Source organism: Enterococcus gallinarum NBRC 100675 (assembly GCF_001544275.1).
Lineage (GTDB): Bacteria > Bacillota > Bacilli > Lactobacillales > Enterococcaceae > Enterococcus_D > Enterococcus_D gallinarum.
The window spans coordinates 1-17,005 of the sequence record NZ_BCQE01000014.1 but is presented as its reverse complement, the minus strand read 5'-3'; the positions used below and the strand labels follow the sequence as shown (position 1 = coordinate 17,005).

13 protein-coding genes are annotated in these 17,005 nt (G+C 39.6%); 4 read left to right on the top strand and 9 right to left on the bottom strand.

Annotation, left to right across the window (positions count from 1 at the left end):
- Positions 1-538: 538 nt before the first annotated feature.
- Positions 539-1,009, bottom strand: a complete 471-nt coding sequence (locus EG2_RS09270; protein ID WP_060814476.1) for a nucleoside deaminase — start codon at positions 1,007-1,009, stop codon at positions 539-541.
- A gap of 325 nt (positions 1,010-1,334) precedes the next feature.
- Complete coding sequence (locus EG2_RS09265; protein WP_060814475.1) at positions 1,335-2,672, bottom strand: CHAP domain-containing protein; 1,338 nt, start codon at positions 2,670-2,672, stop codon at positions 1,335-1,337.
- A gap of 518 nt (positions 2,673-3,190) precedes the next feature.
- Between EG2_RS09265 and EG2_RS09255 the strand changes: the two genes are divergently transcribed.
- On the top strand, positions 3,191-4,477 hold the full coding sequence (locus EG2_RS09255) for a metallophosphoesterase (protein ID WP_060814473.1): 1,287 nt from the start codon (positions 3,191-3,193) through the stop codon (positions 4,475-4,477).
- Between the two features lie 280 nt (positions 4,478-4,757).
- On the opposite strand, the gene EG2_RS09250 is transcribed toward EG2_RS09255, so the two are convergent.
- Complete coding sequence (locus tag EG2_RS09250; RefSeq protein ID WP_060814472.1) at positions 4,758-5,597, bottom strand: MerR family transcriptional regulator; 840 nt, start codon at positions 5,595-5,597, stop codon at positions 4,758-4,760.
- Positions 5,598-5,679: 82 nt separating this feature from the next.
- On the opposite strand from EG2_RS09250, the gene EG2_RS09245 reads away from it, so the two are divergent.
- Positions 5,680-7,422 (top strand): ABC transporter ATP-binding protein, encoded by a 1,743-nt coding sequence (locus EG2_RS09245; protein ID WP_060814471.1) that lies wholly within the window; start codon positions 5,680-5,682, stop codon positions 7,420-7,422.
- Entirely contained in the window at positions 7,403-9,187 is a 1,785-nt protein-coding gene (locus tag EG2_RS09240) for an ABC transporter ATP-binding protein (RefSeq protein ID WP_060814470.1), read from the top strand. The genes EG2_RS09245 and EG2_RS09240 overlap by 20 nt, the downstream gene beginning before the upstream one ends.
- Positions 9,188-9,413: 226 nt before the next feature.
- Here EG2_RS09240 and EG2_RS09235 read toward each other — a convergent pair whose 3' ends face one another.
- On the bottom strand, positions 9,414-9,614 hold the full coding sequence (locus tag EG2_RS09235) for a cold-shock protein (protein WP_003125681.1): 201 nt from the start codon (positions 9,612-9,614) through the stop codon (positions 9,414-9,416).
- A 793-nt stretch (positions 9,615-10,407) separates the two neighbouring features.
- Here EG2_RS09235 and EG2_RS09230 point away from each other — a divergent pair.
- Positions 10,408-10,983, top strand: coding sequence for a polymer-forming cytoskeletal protein (locus tag EG2_RS09230; RefSeq protein ID WP_005470607.1), 576 nt, complete (start codon positions 10,408-10,410; stop codon positions 10,981-10,983).
- Between the two features lie 264 nt (positions 10,984-11,247).
- Here the strand turns inward: EG2_RS09230 and EG2_RS09225 are convergent, their stop codons facing one another.
- The 5 genes from EG2_RS09225 to EG2_RS09205 all read right to left on the bottom strand — a co-directional run.
- Positions 11,248-12,909, bottom strand: coding sequence for a peptide ABC transporter substrate-binding protein (locus EG2_RS09225; RefSeq protein WP_060814469.1), 1,662 nt, complete (start codon positions 12,907-12,909; stop codon positions 11,248-11,250).
- A 208-nt stretch (positions 12,910-13,117) separates the two neighbouring features.
- Entirely contained in the window at positions 13,118-14,068 is a 951-nt protein-coding gene (locus tag EG2_RS09220) for a hypothetical protein (RefSeq protein WP_060814468.1), read from the bottom strand.
- Between the two features lie 148 nt (positions 14,069-14,216).
- The gene (locus EG2_RS09215; protein WP_060814467.1) at positions 14,217-15,053 is read right to left on the bottom strand and encodes a Cof-type HAD-IIB family hydrolase; all 837 of its coding nucleotides are present in this window, start codon (positions 15,051-15,053) and stop codon (positions 14,217-14,219) included.
- 74 nt (positions 15,054-15,127) lie between these two features.
- Positions 15,128-16,522 carry a M24 family metallopeptidase gene (locus EG2_RS09210; protein ID WP_060814466.1) on the bottom strand — a complete coding sequence of 465 codons (1,395 nt, stop codon included), beginning with the start codon at positions 16,520-16,522 and terminating at the stop codon, positions 15,128-15,130.
- 19 nt (positions 16,523-16,541) lie between these two features.
- The coding region (locus EG2_RS09205; protein WP_409359864.1) for a DeoR/GlpR family DNA-binding transcription regulator at positions 16,542-17,005 on the bottom strand (464 nt) is incomplete at its 5' end.

Sequence of the window (17,005 nt, the reverse complement as noted above, 5' to 3'; positions counted from 1 at the left end):
TCACAAAATAAATCTAGATAAAGATTAGTGATAGAACAAACGTCCTACCAATAATTTTCCTTCAAAAAAATCATCTTTTTTCGTAAATTTGAACAAATGCGCTTTATACTGAGGAGAAATGAAAGTTCACTTTATTTCTCCTCAGTTTTTTATGATTTTCCGCTACTTTCGACTCTTTTTCGTTGATCTACATGCCTTTTTGATAGTATTTGACTGTCTTCTTCTGTGCTCTTACAAACGCAAACACAAGGATTTCTCCTGGCAGGACAGTGACATTTGGACCAACCATCGTCTGAGCGCCACTACTGATATCGTTTTTGCCAATAAACATTTCTTTGGCAAATTTTGACAAACATCAAAAAAATAATTTACCTTCCGCAACTTTCACATCTATTCAATCTACATCTATTCAATTAAAAATATTTATTAAACAAAGAACTTTCATCCACAAAAAAACCACTAATGATTCATCATTAGTGGTTTTTAAGGTTGAAAAACTGGAACTGATTATTCCTGAACCCTGTTTTCACAAATAATTTTAAAACGTTGCAAAATACTTCTTCAATAATTTAACGCCAGTTTCTCTAAGAATATTATCCGTCACTTGCGGGGACCAAACTGAATGTGAAAATACAATTTTGCTAGGTTCTGTTTCGGATTGCTCACCTAAAATCTGATCTAAATCTTTAGCAGAGGCACTAAATACCAACCGACCGAGCCGCGACCATACCATTGAACCTGAACACATAAAACATGGTTCACAGCTAGAGTAAAGGGTATAGTCGGATAAATCCATAATATTATTCACATGACAAAATTGTCTTATCAAACCATGTTCCGCATGAAAAGTAGGATCGCTTAATGAATTTATTTGATTCTCGTTAGTGAAGACAACTTCGTTATCTTTAACCAGTACAGCACCAAATGGCTCGTTTCCATTAGTGACGGCTAATTCAGCTAATGATAGTGCTATTTCCATAAAATGTTCATCATTATCGTTTTTTTTCATTAATACCACTCCTATCAATGAGCTATTTTTAGAACTAAACAAAAACACCAAATTAATTTTTTTCATGTAGTTGATGTTCAAAAGAACGTAATAAATTATTTCAAAGAATACATGCACGTACTTTTTTAACTTGCATATTGTAAAAAAAATCTTGTTAAACTATGATAGTCATCCTGTCACCTTATTCTAAACGTTCTGGTAGCTCCAACAATTAACATTTAAAGCCAACAAAATATTTTTGAATATATTAAGTAAAAAACATTCGCTCACATCACTAAACAAAAAAAGGGACAGAAGTCATGTATTCTGTCCCAGATTATTTTGATTAACGATGAATGTAAGTATAACCTGATGCATTCATTGTTGCTGTGTTTGGTCCTGTAGGTGAAGGGAAGCCCATTCCACCTTGAGAGATCGTAATGGTATTGCTTGCAGGATCATAAGATTCTACATAGGCTACGTGTCCATACGTACCATCTGCTGTCCACTCTCCGCCAACGGATTGGCCTGCGGCAAAGACAACAACTGCTCCAGCGGCTGGTGTTCCATTCACTGTGTAGCCATCAGCTGCTGCTGAGGCACCCCATTGGGCACCATTTCCCCAGTAAGTACCAACCCATGGTGCGCGATTTTTAACATACCATGTACATTGTCCTACTGCATACATGTTACCTGATGATGAGTGGTCTTTGCCACTACCACCGGTATTAACTGTAGAATTATTGCTGTTATTTGTATTTGATGAAGAACTGTTTGATGAATTTGAACTATTACTTGATGAACTTGAGCTGCTTGATGATCCAGCAGTTGCTGTTTCAACAACAGAAGTATCTGAAGAACTTTCTGTCTTCGTTGTACTTGTTTGAACATCTTCTGTAACAGCTGCTTTTTCTTGCGCTTCTTTCAATGCTGCTGCCTGTTTTGCTTCTTCTGCTTTTTTAGCAGCCGCTGCTTCTTGTTGAGCTTTCAAGACACGTGCTTTTTCAGCTTCCGCTTCTTGTTTTTTCTTGTTCAACGCATCTTTGTCTTTTTCAGCTGTTGCTTGTTCAGCAGCTAAATTAGCTTTTAACACATTCAAGTCTACTTGTTTCGTAGCTAATGCATCTTTTTGATTTTGCAGCTCAGCTTGAGTTGCTGCTACTTCTTGAATTTTGCTTTCATTTTCTTCTACTTTTTGTTCAACATCTTCTTTGTCGCGTTTTTGCTGCTCAACTAGATCATTGTTGGCATTTACGATTGTTGTCATGGCTTGTACTCGACCAATAACATCCGTCAAAGAATCTGCTTCTAGAACTGCATCGATAAAGTTTGTGCTTTGACCATTTACTTGCACATCGCGTGCTTGTTTTTTGATGGCTTCTTCACGTTTTGCGATACGTAATTTTAAAGTTGCAATTTTATCTTGCAATTTTTCTGCTTCTTTACCTAGTGCAACTTGTTTGGCTTCTAAGTCACTGACTTTTGCACTCACTGAATCAATTTCTGCTTCTAGAGAATCGATTTGTGATTGAGCATCTGCTTGTTGTCCTTTTAGGGAATCGATTTTTTGATTTTGTTGTTCGATTTGATCATCAATGGAATCTGCTGATACTACTCCTGGTCCTGCAACTGCTGTTAATGTTAAAGAACACACCATTAATGCTGATAACAAACTTTTCTTCACTCGTTTTTCCTCCGACTAGCGCTTTTTGTGTAAATTAGTTGTCTTAATAAAAAATTTACTTAATATAAGAAAATTTAAAGTTCGATTTAACGACAAATGAATTCTAACATAAGCATATGACATACAGATAAAAGGAATGTTACAAAAATGTTTCAAAGACAATTCTTATCAGAAATATTCTTCTATGCTAGCTATAAAGCTTGATAAAACAGCATTTTAAAAATGTTTTTCAAAAAAAGAAATCGATAAAAAAGCGCTTTTTTATTTTTCAGGCAGTCCAAAAACTCTTGAAAAAACCAAAAAATTTGCTTTTTTACAGCGTGAATCCTCTTTTTTCTCTCTTTTGGCTCTCTCTTTATCCGTTTCTTTTTTTCATTAAAGAAAATACTGTGTAAGCAAAATACTTGATCCTTTCTAAGTGACAAGCAAGTTTTCTCTTCCTATAATAGGAAGGATACCACTCGAAAGGAGGAAGCATCATTTCCAAAAGAAAAATAATTATCTGGATCAGTAGCGCTTTGGTTTGCGGCTTACTTTTGCTTGCTCTTTGGACAACAAAAAAAGCGAACAGTGTATTGCAGCAAGATTCAGAAAGCGAATTTTGGCTGCTAAGCGATGTTCACTTCCTGTCTTCAACACTTCACGATAATGGTATAGCCTTCAACCAGTTTGCTGAAGGTGCCGCTGGTAAAGAAATGCGCTATCAGACAGAAAGTTTGGAAGCTTTTGTTGCTGAAGCTCTAGAAAAACGGCCAACAGGAGTGATCTTGACAGGGGACATGACATTGAATGGAGAGAAAGCAAGTGCAGAATCTCTCGCCGAGTTATTGGCACCATTACAAGAAGCTTCGATCATGGTACTGAGTTTGCCCGGCAATCATGAGATTTACAATGGTTGGGCCAGAATTTTTGATGGGGATAAGGAATTTTATGCCGATCAAATCAGCCCGCAAGATTTCAAAGATATTTTTTCCGAAGGCTACGAGAAAGCCGACAGTGTTGATCGGACCTCATTAAGCTATAGCATCAATCTCAATGACCAGTATCGCTTAGTATTACTTGATTCATGTATTTATGAAGAGCAAGTGAATTGGAACCAGCCAACTACGAATGGACGGTTGAAAGAAAGCACCTTAGAATGGCTGAAGGATCAACTAGAAGCAGCTAAACAACAGCAGCAGACACCACTTCTCTTCATGCACCATAATCTTCTGGAACATAATTCATTGTTGAAGGAAGGTTATATTTTAGATAACTCGGCGCAATTGCAGCAATTACTAACTGCTTATCAGGTACCAGCGATTTTTTCTGGACACATCCATATCCAAGATATTACAGAAGGACCCTCTGGTATTCAGGAAATTGTCACCGGCTCTTATTCCACACAAGAACTTGGCTATGGGGTCGTAACACTTACTGATAAAACGATCAACTACCAAAAAAAGGTGATTGATTTGGACCAATGGGCTGCTAAGAACAAGCGGACAGATCCTCATCTTTTGCAGTATAGCAACTATCAAGCAACCATTTTTCAACAAGACACAACTAAAATGGTGCGCCAACAGCTCGCATCTGTTACTGAATTGACAGAAGAACAAATCAACATATTATGTACATTTATTTCAAAGATGAATGCAGCGTTATTTACTGGTGACGATACTTATTCGCAAGAAGAAAAAGAAACGATTCGCCATTCCGAAGAATACCAGCTGCTGGCAACATATTCTTATTTTCTAAAACAATATGTTGACTCGCTATTGGAAGACAAGAGTCCAGATAATGGGCTGACACTTCCTATAAAATGAACGATAGCCTTCCTGTCATAAGACGGGAAGGCTATCTAACGATGCAATATTTATTCTTTGAAAGTTGAAGCAGACTATTACTACTATTATTTATTTCTCATTTAAACGATGCAATCCCTAACCTCTACTGCATCCTTGTAACTCTGAAGTTACGCCAGTTTTGAATAAATTTCCTAAAAACAAGATAACGTTGGTACAAAAATATTTCTCGTATTTAACTAGTATAACACATTTTAGCAAAAATGTCGCCAACAGACTCCCTCTCAATTCTTGCGTAGATTTAGCTTGGTGTTCTTTCCTTAACAGGCAACATCACTTCAAAAATCTGCTGTTCTTTTTGATCCGTGGATACATCATCTTGCCACATCAGTTCCCAGATATCTCCATCTATCTGTAAATTAAATGATTCCAGATAGGCTTTGAATCGTTTTGTAAAATCTTTTAAATGATGGATCTCCCCTCTGACGAATCCCGACACATAATTGCCTGCTGGTCTACAAATAATTGCCTGCTCCGAGTACAGAGGCAGTCGTTCTTTGGGGATCATCACTAATGCACGGTACGGCGCTTCATGGATCGACTCTTGATCGAATGCAGATCCTTCTACTAAATAACCGATGGGGTAGCCACTAAATAAATCCTTGTAATCTAAATAAGGATAAAAACGTGAAAAAGCCTGAAAGACCGAAGTCTCATCGTACTCATTGATTTCTTCAGAAACAGCAAAATATTCTTCTGACCGATAACTATAAGTCATATTGGTAAAATCGGCTGTCTGTACTTTTTCAAATCGCGAAATGAACCGATCCAAAACGGCTTTATGTTCCTCTAGTTCCGTTATTTTCTGATCTACTTCTTTACGACGGACAATCAACTCTTTTTGCATCGTCTCAGGATTGCGGTTTCTTAGAAATGTTTGGATTTCCTCTAAGGACATATCCAATGCTCGCAAGACCAAAATCACATCTAATTCCGCACACTGTTCAAATCCGTAATAACGATACCCGTTTTCACCGATCTGTTTAGGTTTGAACAGCCCGATTTGATCATAATAAAGCAGTGTACGACGACTAACACCGCCATAAGCCGTAAGTTCACTGATGGTCAAAAATTTTTTCAAAAAAAATGCCTCCCTCCTATTGACTGTGACGTTACGTTACAGTTTATTCTAGCACAGAACGACGTAATTGGAGGGAATTTTTATGAAACAATTAAAACAATTTTTTTTCACCGAAAAACGCCTATTTCTAGGTACTTTTTTATTTATGCTGATCCATTCTTTTGGGACACTTTTTCTTCCCTATTTTGTAGCCAAGATCATTGATGATGGCATTTTAAAACAAGATCAATCAGCGATCATCCGCTATGGAGCCTGGATGCTGGCTGTTGCACTAGGAACTGGTGTGATTGCTGTCAGTGCTAGTTATTTTTCTGCCCATCTAGCAGGGAAGTTCGGGCATCATCTTCGGATCAAACTATTTAACAAAATTCAGGAGCTTGCGATCTCTAGTTTTGAAAAATATGGTACACCAACCTTGCTTGCAAGAACAACGAATGACATCAATAACATTCAACAAATCTTGATGATGGCGTTACAAATGATTCTTCCCGCTCCACTGATCATTTTGGCTTCGATTATTTTAACAGGTAGTGTATCTTGGCGAATGGTGTGGATCCCTATTGCAGCGATTGCTTGTTTCTCGATCGTCGCACTTTTTGTCATTTATCAAGCAATCCCTTTGGCAAAAAAAACGCAGAAAAAAGTAGATGCGATGATGCGGATTTTGCGTGAAACCTATACAGGCGTGCGGGTGATTCGCGCCTTTGACAAAGCTAGTTTCGAAAAAAAGCGGACAGACCAAACCTTTGAAGGGTACGCAAAAGTGATGATCCAAGTCAATCGTTTATTCGCTGTTTTGAATCCAGCCGTACACTTTTTTATGGGGCTTTCCATTCTAAGCATTTTGGGATTCGGCGGTTTCCAAAGTCTTTCAGGAAACCTGCCCATCGGCAGTATCACTGCGATCATCGAATATACCGTTTTGAGCCTTTGGTTTTTGACCATGGCAGCAATGGTGATCGTCATGATCCCAAAAGGCTTGACATCCTTGCAGCGGATTGAAGAAGTTTTGTCTGAAGAAGAAACGATGACAGACGGTCCACAGCCAATCTTGCCAAAAGAAAGCTCATTAGTAGCTGCCTTTCATCATGTCTCCTTCACCTATGCTGGGGCAGAGGAACCCATACTGGAAGATATTGATTTTGAGATCCATCGCGGACAGACCACTGCGATTGTTGGCGGCACCGGATCAGGAAAAAGTACGATCGCCAAAGCACTTTTGCGGTTAAAAGACGTTTCTAACGGCTCAATCACATTATATGATCGTGATATCCGAGAAGTCTCACAGGTCGCACTACGATCATTTATCAGCTATGTTCCTCAAAAAGCATTGTTGATCAGTGGATCGATCTGGGACACATTGACTTTCGGGATTGTCAATCCCGATCCGCAACAAGTAGCACAGGCCGTCAAAATCGCGCAAGCAGAGTCGTTTATCGAGAGTCTGCCCAATGGGATTGACAGTCACGTTGCTCAAAAAGGCAGCAATTTTTCTGGTGGACAAAAACAACGTTTGAGTATTGCACGCGCATTAGTGAAGCCCGCTCACATTTACTTTTTTGATGACAGTTTTTCGGCGCTTGACTATCAAACAGATGCAAATTTACGGCGAGCATTAAAGACTTATGTCCATAATTCAGCCGTAGTGATCGTGGCACAGCGTGTTGCAACTGTCATGGATGCTGATCAAATCATCGTTCTTGATGAAGGAAAAATCGTCGGAAAAGGGACCCATTCAGAACTGATGAAAACCTGTAACACCTATCAAGAATTTGCGGCTTCGCAAGGAATAGGAGGAGAAAAAAATGAACAAAAAAATAACTGATGCACCAAAAAATTTAAAACATACGAGCATGCGGCTCTTACACTTATTATTCCAGCAAAAAAGCCGCTTCGGACTGATTTTGATTTCCGCTCTCTGCTACGCGACACTTATGACAATCGCACCATTACTGTTGGGTCAAGGATTGGATAATCTCATCACTTTGCTTCAGCAAGGAGGCTGGCAACCAAGTGAATTCTTGCAAGTCATCAAATGGCCACTGCTCCTTCTAGGGATTTCCTGGCTGATGATCAGTCTATTTTCATTTTTACAAGAATACACAATGGCCAGTGTCAGCGAAACATTGACCTTAACCCTCAGAAAAGAATTGACGCACAAGTTTAATCGGTTGCCGGTACGATTTTACGATACGCATCAGACAGGCGATATTTTAAGCCGAGCGATTCTAGACCTGGATAAAGTCTCTGAAGTCCTTCAAGTCGGATTGATGCAACTCATTACAGCCACTCTCAGTATCTTATTTGGTCTTGGTGTGATGTTTTGGCTCAGTCCATTATTAACTGTAGGGATTATCATCATCCTACTGATAAGTGCTTTCGCTACCCATCGACTGGCTCAGCGAAATTTGGTTTACTTTTCAGAAAATCAGACAACATTGGGAGCAGTCGGTAGCCGGGCAGAAGAGTTTTATACTGCCCATTTATTGATCAAATCCTACAATCAGCAATCTGCTGTCGCTTCAGAAATGCACGAATTAAGTGAAAAGCAATTTCATGCTTTTCGTAAAGCACAATTTGCTAGCTATGCGATCAATCCGTTCATTCGCTTTATCAACCAAATCGGGTTTGTCGTAAGTGCTGTGATTGGTGGAATGATGGTAATCAATGGACAGTTATCCATCGGGTTGATCCAAGCCTACCTGCAATATACCAATCAAGTTTCCGAACCGATCACACAAGCTTCTTATATTATCAATACGTTACAAAGTGCATTAGCGTCATTGGAACGGATCTTTGAGATTTTGGATTATCCAGAAGAAAAAGAAACCCAACACCCTCTTGCAGTCCCAGAAGAATTGTCGGGGAGAATCGATTTTGAAGATGTTTCTTTTGGTTATTCTCCAGATAAATTATTGATGCAACATGTGAACCTACAAGTTGCACCTAGACAGACAGTAGCCATCGTGGGGCCTACTGGGGCCGGCAAGACAACTTTGATCAACTTGCTGATGCGCTTCTATCCACTGAATGGAGGCAAGATCCGGATCGATCGCTATGATATGACAGATTTCTCAGCCACAGACATTCGCAAAAAATTTGGGATGGTTTTACAAGACACATGGTTGTTTGAAGGAACGATTGCAGAGAATATTGCTTACGGAAAAGAAGATGCAACGAAAGAGGCAATCATTGCCGCCGCAAAAGCAGCACAATGCGATCATTTTATTCGGACACTGCCGAAGGGCTACGAGACGATCATAGGATCTGAAACCGAACTATCACAAGGTCAGCAACAACTTTTGACGATTGCTCGTGCAATTTTGGCTGATCCAGCTATTTTGATTCTGGATGAAGCGACTTCCAGTGTTGATACCCGAACCGAACAAATGATCCAAACAGCAATGGACACATTGACGAAAGATCGCACAAGTTTTGTCATCGCCCATCGCCTCTCTACGATCAAGAATGCTGATTTGATCCTTGTGATGGAAGCAGGACAAATCATTGAGCAAGGCAATCATGAGGAACTGTTAGCAAAACCATCATTGTATGCTCAACTATACAATAGCCAATTTGCCAGTCACTGATCCGCAACACCTATCACGTTTCAGAAAGAAAGCCAACAGAGGTCAAAAACGAAAAATCATGACCAACAAAAAAAGGACTGTGTCTGTTAACTAGACGCAGTCCTTTTTTGAGATTCATTGAATCATTCCATCATTTTTTCCTCAGAGCTTCTCAAGCCGTCAGAAAATGGGTTTACTTTAAAACAAAAAAAGAAGACCGTTACCGATCTTCTTCTAAAAGTTGTTATTAAGCTTTAACAATGTTTGTTGCTTGCAAGCCGCGTTGGCCTTCTTCAACGTCGAAAGTCACTGCTTGACCTTCATCTAAAGTTTTGAAGCCGTCGCCTTGGATAGCTGAAAAGTGTGCAAATACATCATTGCCATCTTCACCTGTAATAAATCCAAAACCTTTATCTGCATTAAACCATTTTACTGTACCGTTATTCATAAACGTATACCTCCATATTACACATCGTGTGTGTTTATTTTTGTAATAGAAAATGATGTGTAATTGAAGTGCGTATCAAAAGATAAACAAGTATTAACATATCAGAACTTTACTTTTATAGAATACCATGCCAGAAGAAAAATAGCAATGATAATGCTGCTTTTCTTTTTCAATACTCGTAAAACCTTAAGTTTTCCTTGGCAAAAGCTTTTCTAATCCTGTCTCTAGCCCTTTTATCACCTTATTCCTTTCACATATTCTTTGCGCTTTGTAGAATATTTGTAGAACAAACGACATTTTTGCGTACATAAGAACATGTAAAATAGCGAATTCTAAGACAGTGCTATCTAGGCTATGGTTTCAAGTACAAGACTCAACGCCAATCGATACTTGCCTCTTGTAGCAACACGCATCAAGCAATTCTTTTATTTTAACAAACTTTTCTCTGGAAACTTTAAGGAAATTTTTAGCCTTCTTTTTATTCTAGTTCTATTTTAAAATTATTTAAAAGTAAAATTATTTAAAAGTCAGTAGAGAAAATTCCCAATGACTCCCTGAAACGTCAATTGATTCGTAGATACCCCTCTCATCCCTGCAAAGATAATTTTCATTAAAGCTGCCTTTCTCATGGATTTTTCTTTCTTGAAACTAGATTATGATATTTTCAGTAAGAATTGCTTGATATTTATTAAATTTCTCCTCATTTATGTTTTTTGTTTCACAAACTAAACTCCTCTATGGTATAATCATTTTGTTTTTAAGAAAACTATGGGCATACAAAGGAGAAGGTAACATGAAAAAAACAAAAATCACTTTAATCGCTGCTTCATTGCTAATGGGAGGAACTCTTCTAGCTGCATGTAGTTCTGATAACAATACAACTGCAAGTTCATCAACTGCTGCTTCAACTGCAACAACTGCATCAACAGATGATGTTGTTTCAACAGCTTCAGTAAGTGACCAAACTTCAGTCATTGAAAAAGCATTGAGCGCAGACGGTAACTGGATCGTTGCTGTTACAGACAACATGACTTTCGACAAAGATTTGACAGTTGACGGCGAATTCCATGACAAAGGGGACGCTGCAAATGATATCTACCGTAAATTTGCATTGTACTCTCAAGACGAAAACCGTACAGTAACTGCTGAATACACTGTAACTGTTCCTAAATTAGTTGTTAACTCAGAAAACTTCAACATCGTTAACGGTGTAGTGAAAGGCGACATCGAAGTAAATGCAAAAGGCTTCGTATTGAACGGCACTAAAGTTGAAGGAAACATCACGTTCGCTTCTAAAGAAATTCAAGATTCAGCAACACTTGATAAAGAAGGCGCATCTGTTACAGGTGACGTGAAAGTCAGCGAATAATTTTTTACTGTTTTCTTTGTGAAAAATACTTTCGAAAAAGGAACCTTGGACTTGATTTTTTTCATCTCCAAGGTTTTTTCTGTGTTTTTTTATTCTCTGTTTTATCGTCGTTTCCACTAACTTTGTGTAAGTAACTACAAAGATTTTCTGATAATCTAAAAAAATCCTCCCATCGTTTTTCACTCTGAAGCACACTTGCCAAGAATGTTTGACGATAAGAGGATTTTTTACTTCTTGCTGATCAACTGCTTAATTCAATGCTACTCACTCTTCAATAGAAGCCCATTTGTAATCATATTGCGCACCTGCACCATGAGAAACGATTCCTTTGACTTTTGGCGCCCGCAAATGGGCTTCCACGTTTTGGTAAACAGGAATGACACCTTGTTCCGCCATAATGATTTTTTCTGCTTCTAGTAGATCTTGCCAACGGGCTTCAGGATCTCCCGCATGGGTTGAAGCAGCGGCGTTCACTGCTGCATCATAATCTGGATTACTCCAACGTCCACGGTTATAGGAATTTCCAGTAACAAACAGATCTGTAAAGCTGCTGGCATCTGCATAGTCGGCCCCCCATCCGCCCATGACAACATCAAAGTCTCCGTTGTTGGAACGATCTAGCCGAACAGAAAAAGGTACCGGACTCAAATTGACTTTCACACCATCCAATGTACTTTCGATTGCACTTTGGACATACTCGATCGCTTTTTTAGTCGAGTCGGTATCAGAAGCCAAGATTTCAAAATCTAATGAGTCGATTCCTAAAGCTGCTTTGGCTTTTTCCCAGTGTTCTTTCGCTTTGTCTTCATTGTATTCGATCACACTGCCAGCATCTTCAACAAAATCTTTGTTATCCGTCGGGCTGAAAGTCATACCTTCTGGAATCAATCCTGTCGAAGCTAGGGATCCGTCCCCCAGAATTGAGGTTACAAGGGCATCACGATCGATTGCATAAGAAATTGCTTTTCGCAAATCTTCGTTACGGAATGGAGAATTTTCTTCTCGCTGATTCAATTCGATATAAGAGGTCCGGGCCAAAGGCTCTGAAACAAAAGCTTCATCATTTGCCATTTGCTGCGCCAATTCTCCTGTTAAGATCACATCGTCTGCTTGACCATCTTGGAATAGATTCAACGATGTCGCAGATTCTTTGACAACACTGACATTGATGGTTTGTAATTTAACATTTCCTTGGTCCCAGTACTGATCATTCTTTTCGTAGGACCATTCCGTATCTGTACCCGGTCCATCAAATCCTGTCAAAACAAATGGGCCATTGTACACAGAATTATCACTGGTCGTTGCATATTGATCACCTTTTTCTTCCACAATTCCTTGATTTTGCGGGAAAAAAGATGGGAAAGCTAGTAAATAATCAAAATAGGGGGTTGCTTTTTCTAAAGTAATCTCTAATTCGTACTCACTGACTGCTTTGATCCCTAACTCGCTAGGATCTGTTTTTCCTGCAGTGATCGATTCAGCATTCTTTACTGGGGCAAACAAATAAGCGTATTCTGAACCTGTTTCGGCTTTTACTGTCCGTTGCCAGCCGTAAACATAATCCGCAGCTGTTACAGGATCACCATTCGACCACTTAGCATCTTCTCGCAATTTCAATCGGTAGATCAATCCATCTTCACTCACTTCTGCGAGTTCAGCAGCTCCAGCAGGTTGCGGCTTACTGTCAGCATCCAAACGATACAATCCTTCATAGACATTATTCAATGCACTGAAGCTGATCGTATCAGTTGCAAGAGAAAGATCGGCACTAGGCATTTCTTGCTGGACGACAACATTGAAGATCTGTTCCGCTGCTGCTGTTCCATTCGAGGAAGTACTTTCTCCTGTGTTACTCGTGCCTCCTGTCGTACATCCGGCTAATAAGACACCACACACTGCTACCAATCCAAAGGCCCACTTTTTCATTTTCCTCTTCCCCTTAAGTTCATAATTTTCAGAATTTTCTGAAGTTGAATTTGATTTTAATCAATAATTATGATAATTGCAAGAGTTTTTCGCTCATTTTTTTCATAAATAACTAATCTACAACCTTTATGCTCTCTTTCAAACAAGAAAAAACTGTGATACGCAAGAACATCCTATCAGCTCCTTACGTCTCACAGTCAAACAGTTATCAAGCTTCCATTTTATAGCTTTCTCTACTATTCTTACGATCTCTTATCACACTAAGAATCGTAGGGATCGCACCAATTGCAGTAAACAGATAGACAAGAGCTAGGTTCCCATAGTATTGACTAGCTTCTAAATAACCTTCTCTTAGCAAGTCAGGCAAAATCCGAAATGCATAGAAATAATCGACATCGGTATAATAATTGGCTACACTGATAGACCAATCAATCCGATTGCCTAGATAAACCATGATGACCATAATCAAAACACTACCGATGATGCCTTTGTTGCTCAGCTTTCCGCCAAGAAGTTCATACCCTTTTAAAGCACAGACAGCCATTGCAATACCTGATAATGCCGCTACATAACCTAATTGGCCAAGTAAAATAATGACACCGACCCCAATCAGTGAACCTATAAATGCACCAACTATCCCAGCCAGCCAGTTTTCTTTCTTCTGATTCTGCTCATGTAGGCTAGCAAGCATCGCTTCATTTTGCTTTTTGAAACAAGCACTGCAAGCGATCACTGGCAGCCCACCGATGCTGTAGGTATCTATCGGCGCTTCCGTTGTTCCACAAAACTGACAGACAGTTTGATAGTGATTTTCTTTAAGAAAATCAGTGACTGTATCTAGACCAGCAACCAATTTTTCTTTGGTTTTGGCAACAGTCATTGCCCCTCGGAATGTATAAGTGACTTGGTAACCTTGTACAGAGCAGTCCAATATGTCTTTGGAATCAGTCACTACTTGTCTCACTTGCTCTGAGCTAGGTAGTTCTTGATTTTTGCTGATCGAAAAAGTCGCTGCGAAAGAATAACTATTATTATTCAATTGTGTCAATATAACTTTATACGAACGATACGTACCGTAGATCACACCCATTTTTGGATCTACCGACAACCCCAACGTCTCCGCAAAACTAGATAATGTTTTTACGAGCTTCTTATTCATTTGTCCTCCTTATAAACGATAGATTATAACAAACGTTATAACTTTGAGTGTAAAATAGAGGCTAAAATCGTGTCAAAAGATCCGTTTGTGTATTTTGTAACACGATTTGTTTTCTTTAACGATTCCGGATATTCCCATCAGCTAGCCTTCAGGAAGTGATCGATAAGACAAATTTCTGAAGAGCAGCTCCAACTCCACTCTCGTTATTTGAAAGTGTAACGGCATCCGCTTGTTCCCTGACCCTTCGTGGTGCATTGGCCATTGCGACCCCTACTCCAGCTTTTAGTATCATAGGTAAATCATTGAAGTTATCTCCTATTGCCAACGTTTGCGCTAAAGGCACATTGTAATAAGAAGCCAGTTCCATCAATGCTTTTTCTTTTGAAACTTCTCGATGCGTGACTTCTAAGTAATTATCTTTTGAAAGGTAAAGAGCGCTCGTCTTCAAAGATCGCTTTTCCCAGTAACCTTTTACTTTTTGGATCTCAGCAGACGTGCCGATCAAAAGTAATTTATGAACGGGTATTTGCAAGGACTGTACTAAGGCCAATAAATCTGCCTCCTGCGGCACCTCCCCCGTGATTGCGGCTTCTTTTTTTACCCATTCATCAAGCCGATCCACATACCAAACTTTACCTGAATAAAGATTGATGGAAACTTGTGGGAAGTGTGCTCTTGTCTCACTGATGATTCGCACAACTTCTTTGATTGCAACTTCATGACTTGAGATAGGCGGAGCAGAAAGATTTCCGTTTGCCAGAACTAACGCGCCATTGTAACAAGCCAAAGGATACTCGGTGATTCCTAACGCTTCAGCTAAGTGCTGCATCCCTTTTGGTGATCGTGCAGACGCTAAGACAAAAGGAATTTTACGCTCTTTTAATCGTTGCAGCACCTGTTGTAAGTTTGGGTCGATCTGATGGGTATCATCTAAAATCGTTCCATCAATGTCGCTTACGATCAATTTGATTTCTCTCGTATTCATTTGTGCCTCCTAACTTTAGCTATGACTTTCATTCGACTATCTTCATCCTCAAATTCGCCTAAGGATGAATCCAATTAGCGTGATTTTTTGATTCGTAATGCTTGATTCTTCGCTAAATAAAATGGACGCAAATAAGCGACTGTGTTTGATAAAAGTAGAACATCGGGAGATAGTTGGATATTCAAGCAGTTTTCGAGATATTCTTTGCGTTTCGTGATACGTTCCCACAACTCTGGATAATCGGCTTTTAATTCTTGTCGCAGTTCTTGATCAGCTAATGCAATACATTCTTCCGCACTGACACCAGTATACTCAGGAACAGATGGAATGATATCTACTTGGAACATCATGCCGCTTTCTAAAGGTGTAAGAGAGTCCGCGTAGATTGGTGAAGACATCCACTCATCATCCGAAACCAGATGTCCAGGATTCAAATGCCAGTGATAACTCTTTTTTGGCAGAACTTCTTCAATCAATCGATACATCTCGCCACCAGTTTGGTTGATTCGAATTGCTTCCAACCAAGTGGTGATCGCCTGGTAATACGGTTTCACGACACGTTCAAGGTAATCTTGTTGTTCAGCCGGCAATTGACTTGCTTCTGAGACGACAAACCCCGTGCGGCTGGAGAGTCCCCCTTTATAACCAATCGTCATTGAGAAAGGATCACCCAAAGCAATTCGTTTGTGCGTTGGATAAAGATTGGCAAATTCAAATCGTTTACCGCTAGCAGCGATTGGCACCACAGAAGGCATTTGTCCCTCTGCCAACAAATAGGCACCAATTTCGGCTTCTTTTTTGCCAACTTCAATCGCATTCATCGCACTCAAAATACAACGAGAAGAAAGGTTAGCCCCATATTCATAATGAGCGATTTCATTGGCATTGTTGTGACTACGGCTTCCTTTTTCACCAATCAGCAAATGAGCAGCATTTACCACATGACATGTCCTTGTGACTGCCCGTTTGACTGCATCTACGATAAAATAGGGAACATCAAAGAGTGTGGCTGGATCTTCGTGATGCGTCGTGAACAGCTTCCACCCAATGATGCCAATTTTTTTCTTCTCTTTAAACCTTAAAGAAGAAAAAACAGAGGATAGTGATTTTTCTCCTGTCATAGGCTGATTCGGCAGCGAAAACTGTGGGTAATGGACTAGCTCTGCCGCTATGCGGGAATGAGCCTGCAGCTTTAAGTTTTCATTTCCCAAAATGAGTGTTGCGGCGCCAGTTTTATCTAAAACCAATAGACCTTCCTCGAATCTTGGCAGGAATCCTGTCAGATATTCAAAGTTGCTGCCATGTTCTTTGTCTGCATAGATCACCAATGTGTCAAACTCTTCAGCAGCCATTCGCTCTAAAACACTTTGTTTGCGCTGACTCATGGTCGCATCACTTAAAAAAACTGGAGCGACCTCTTCAAAAATAGGTGGTTCTGGTAAAATGGCTAATTCAATCTCTTTTTTCATGGCTAAAACTCCTTCTGATTTACTCTGTTACATAAATGGCCACATTTGCTGCGGCAAGTGCTGCTTGTAACTCGATGTCTGGTTGTTGATCGGTGATTAAAAGATCGATCTCCGGCAGATCACAGACTTTAAAAAAACCAGTCGTTGCTAACTTTGTATGGTCAGCTACTGCAATGACATACTTTCCTTGTTTCACCATCTGACGCTTGACCATGCCTTCTTCTTCCGTATGGATAAATACGCCTTCTGTGGAAAGGGCAAACACTCCTAACAGTGTGTAATCTGCCTGAAATTGGGCGAGTTTGGCAACAGTATCCGCACCATATAAAAATAATTGTTCTTTGTCTAATCTTCCAGGCAAAACCGTAATCGTACTCTGTTTTAGCGCTGCCAATCGTTGGGCATGAGTCAATGAATTAGTAATCGCTTGAAGAGGATAATCTGACAGTTCATTGATCACCGCTTCTACAGTTGTCGATGCAT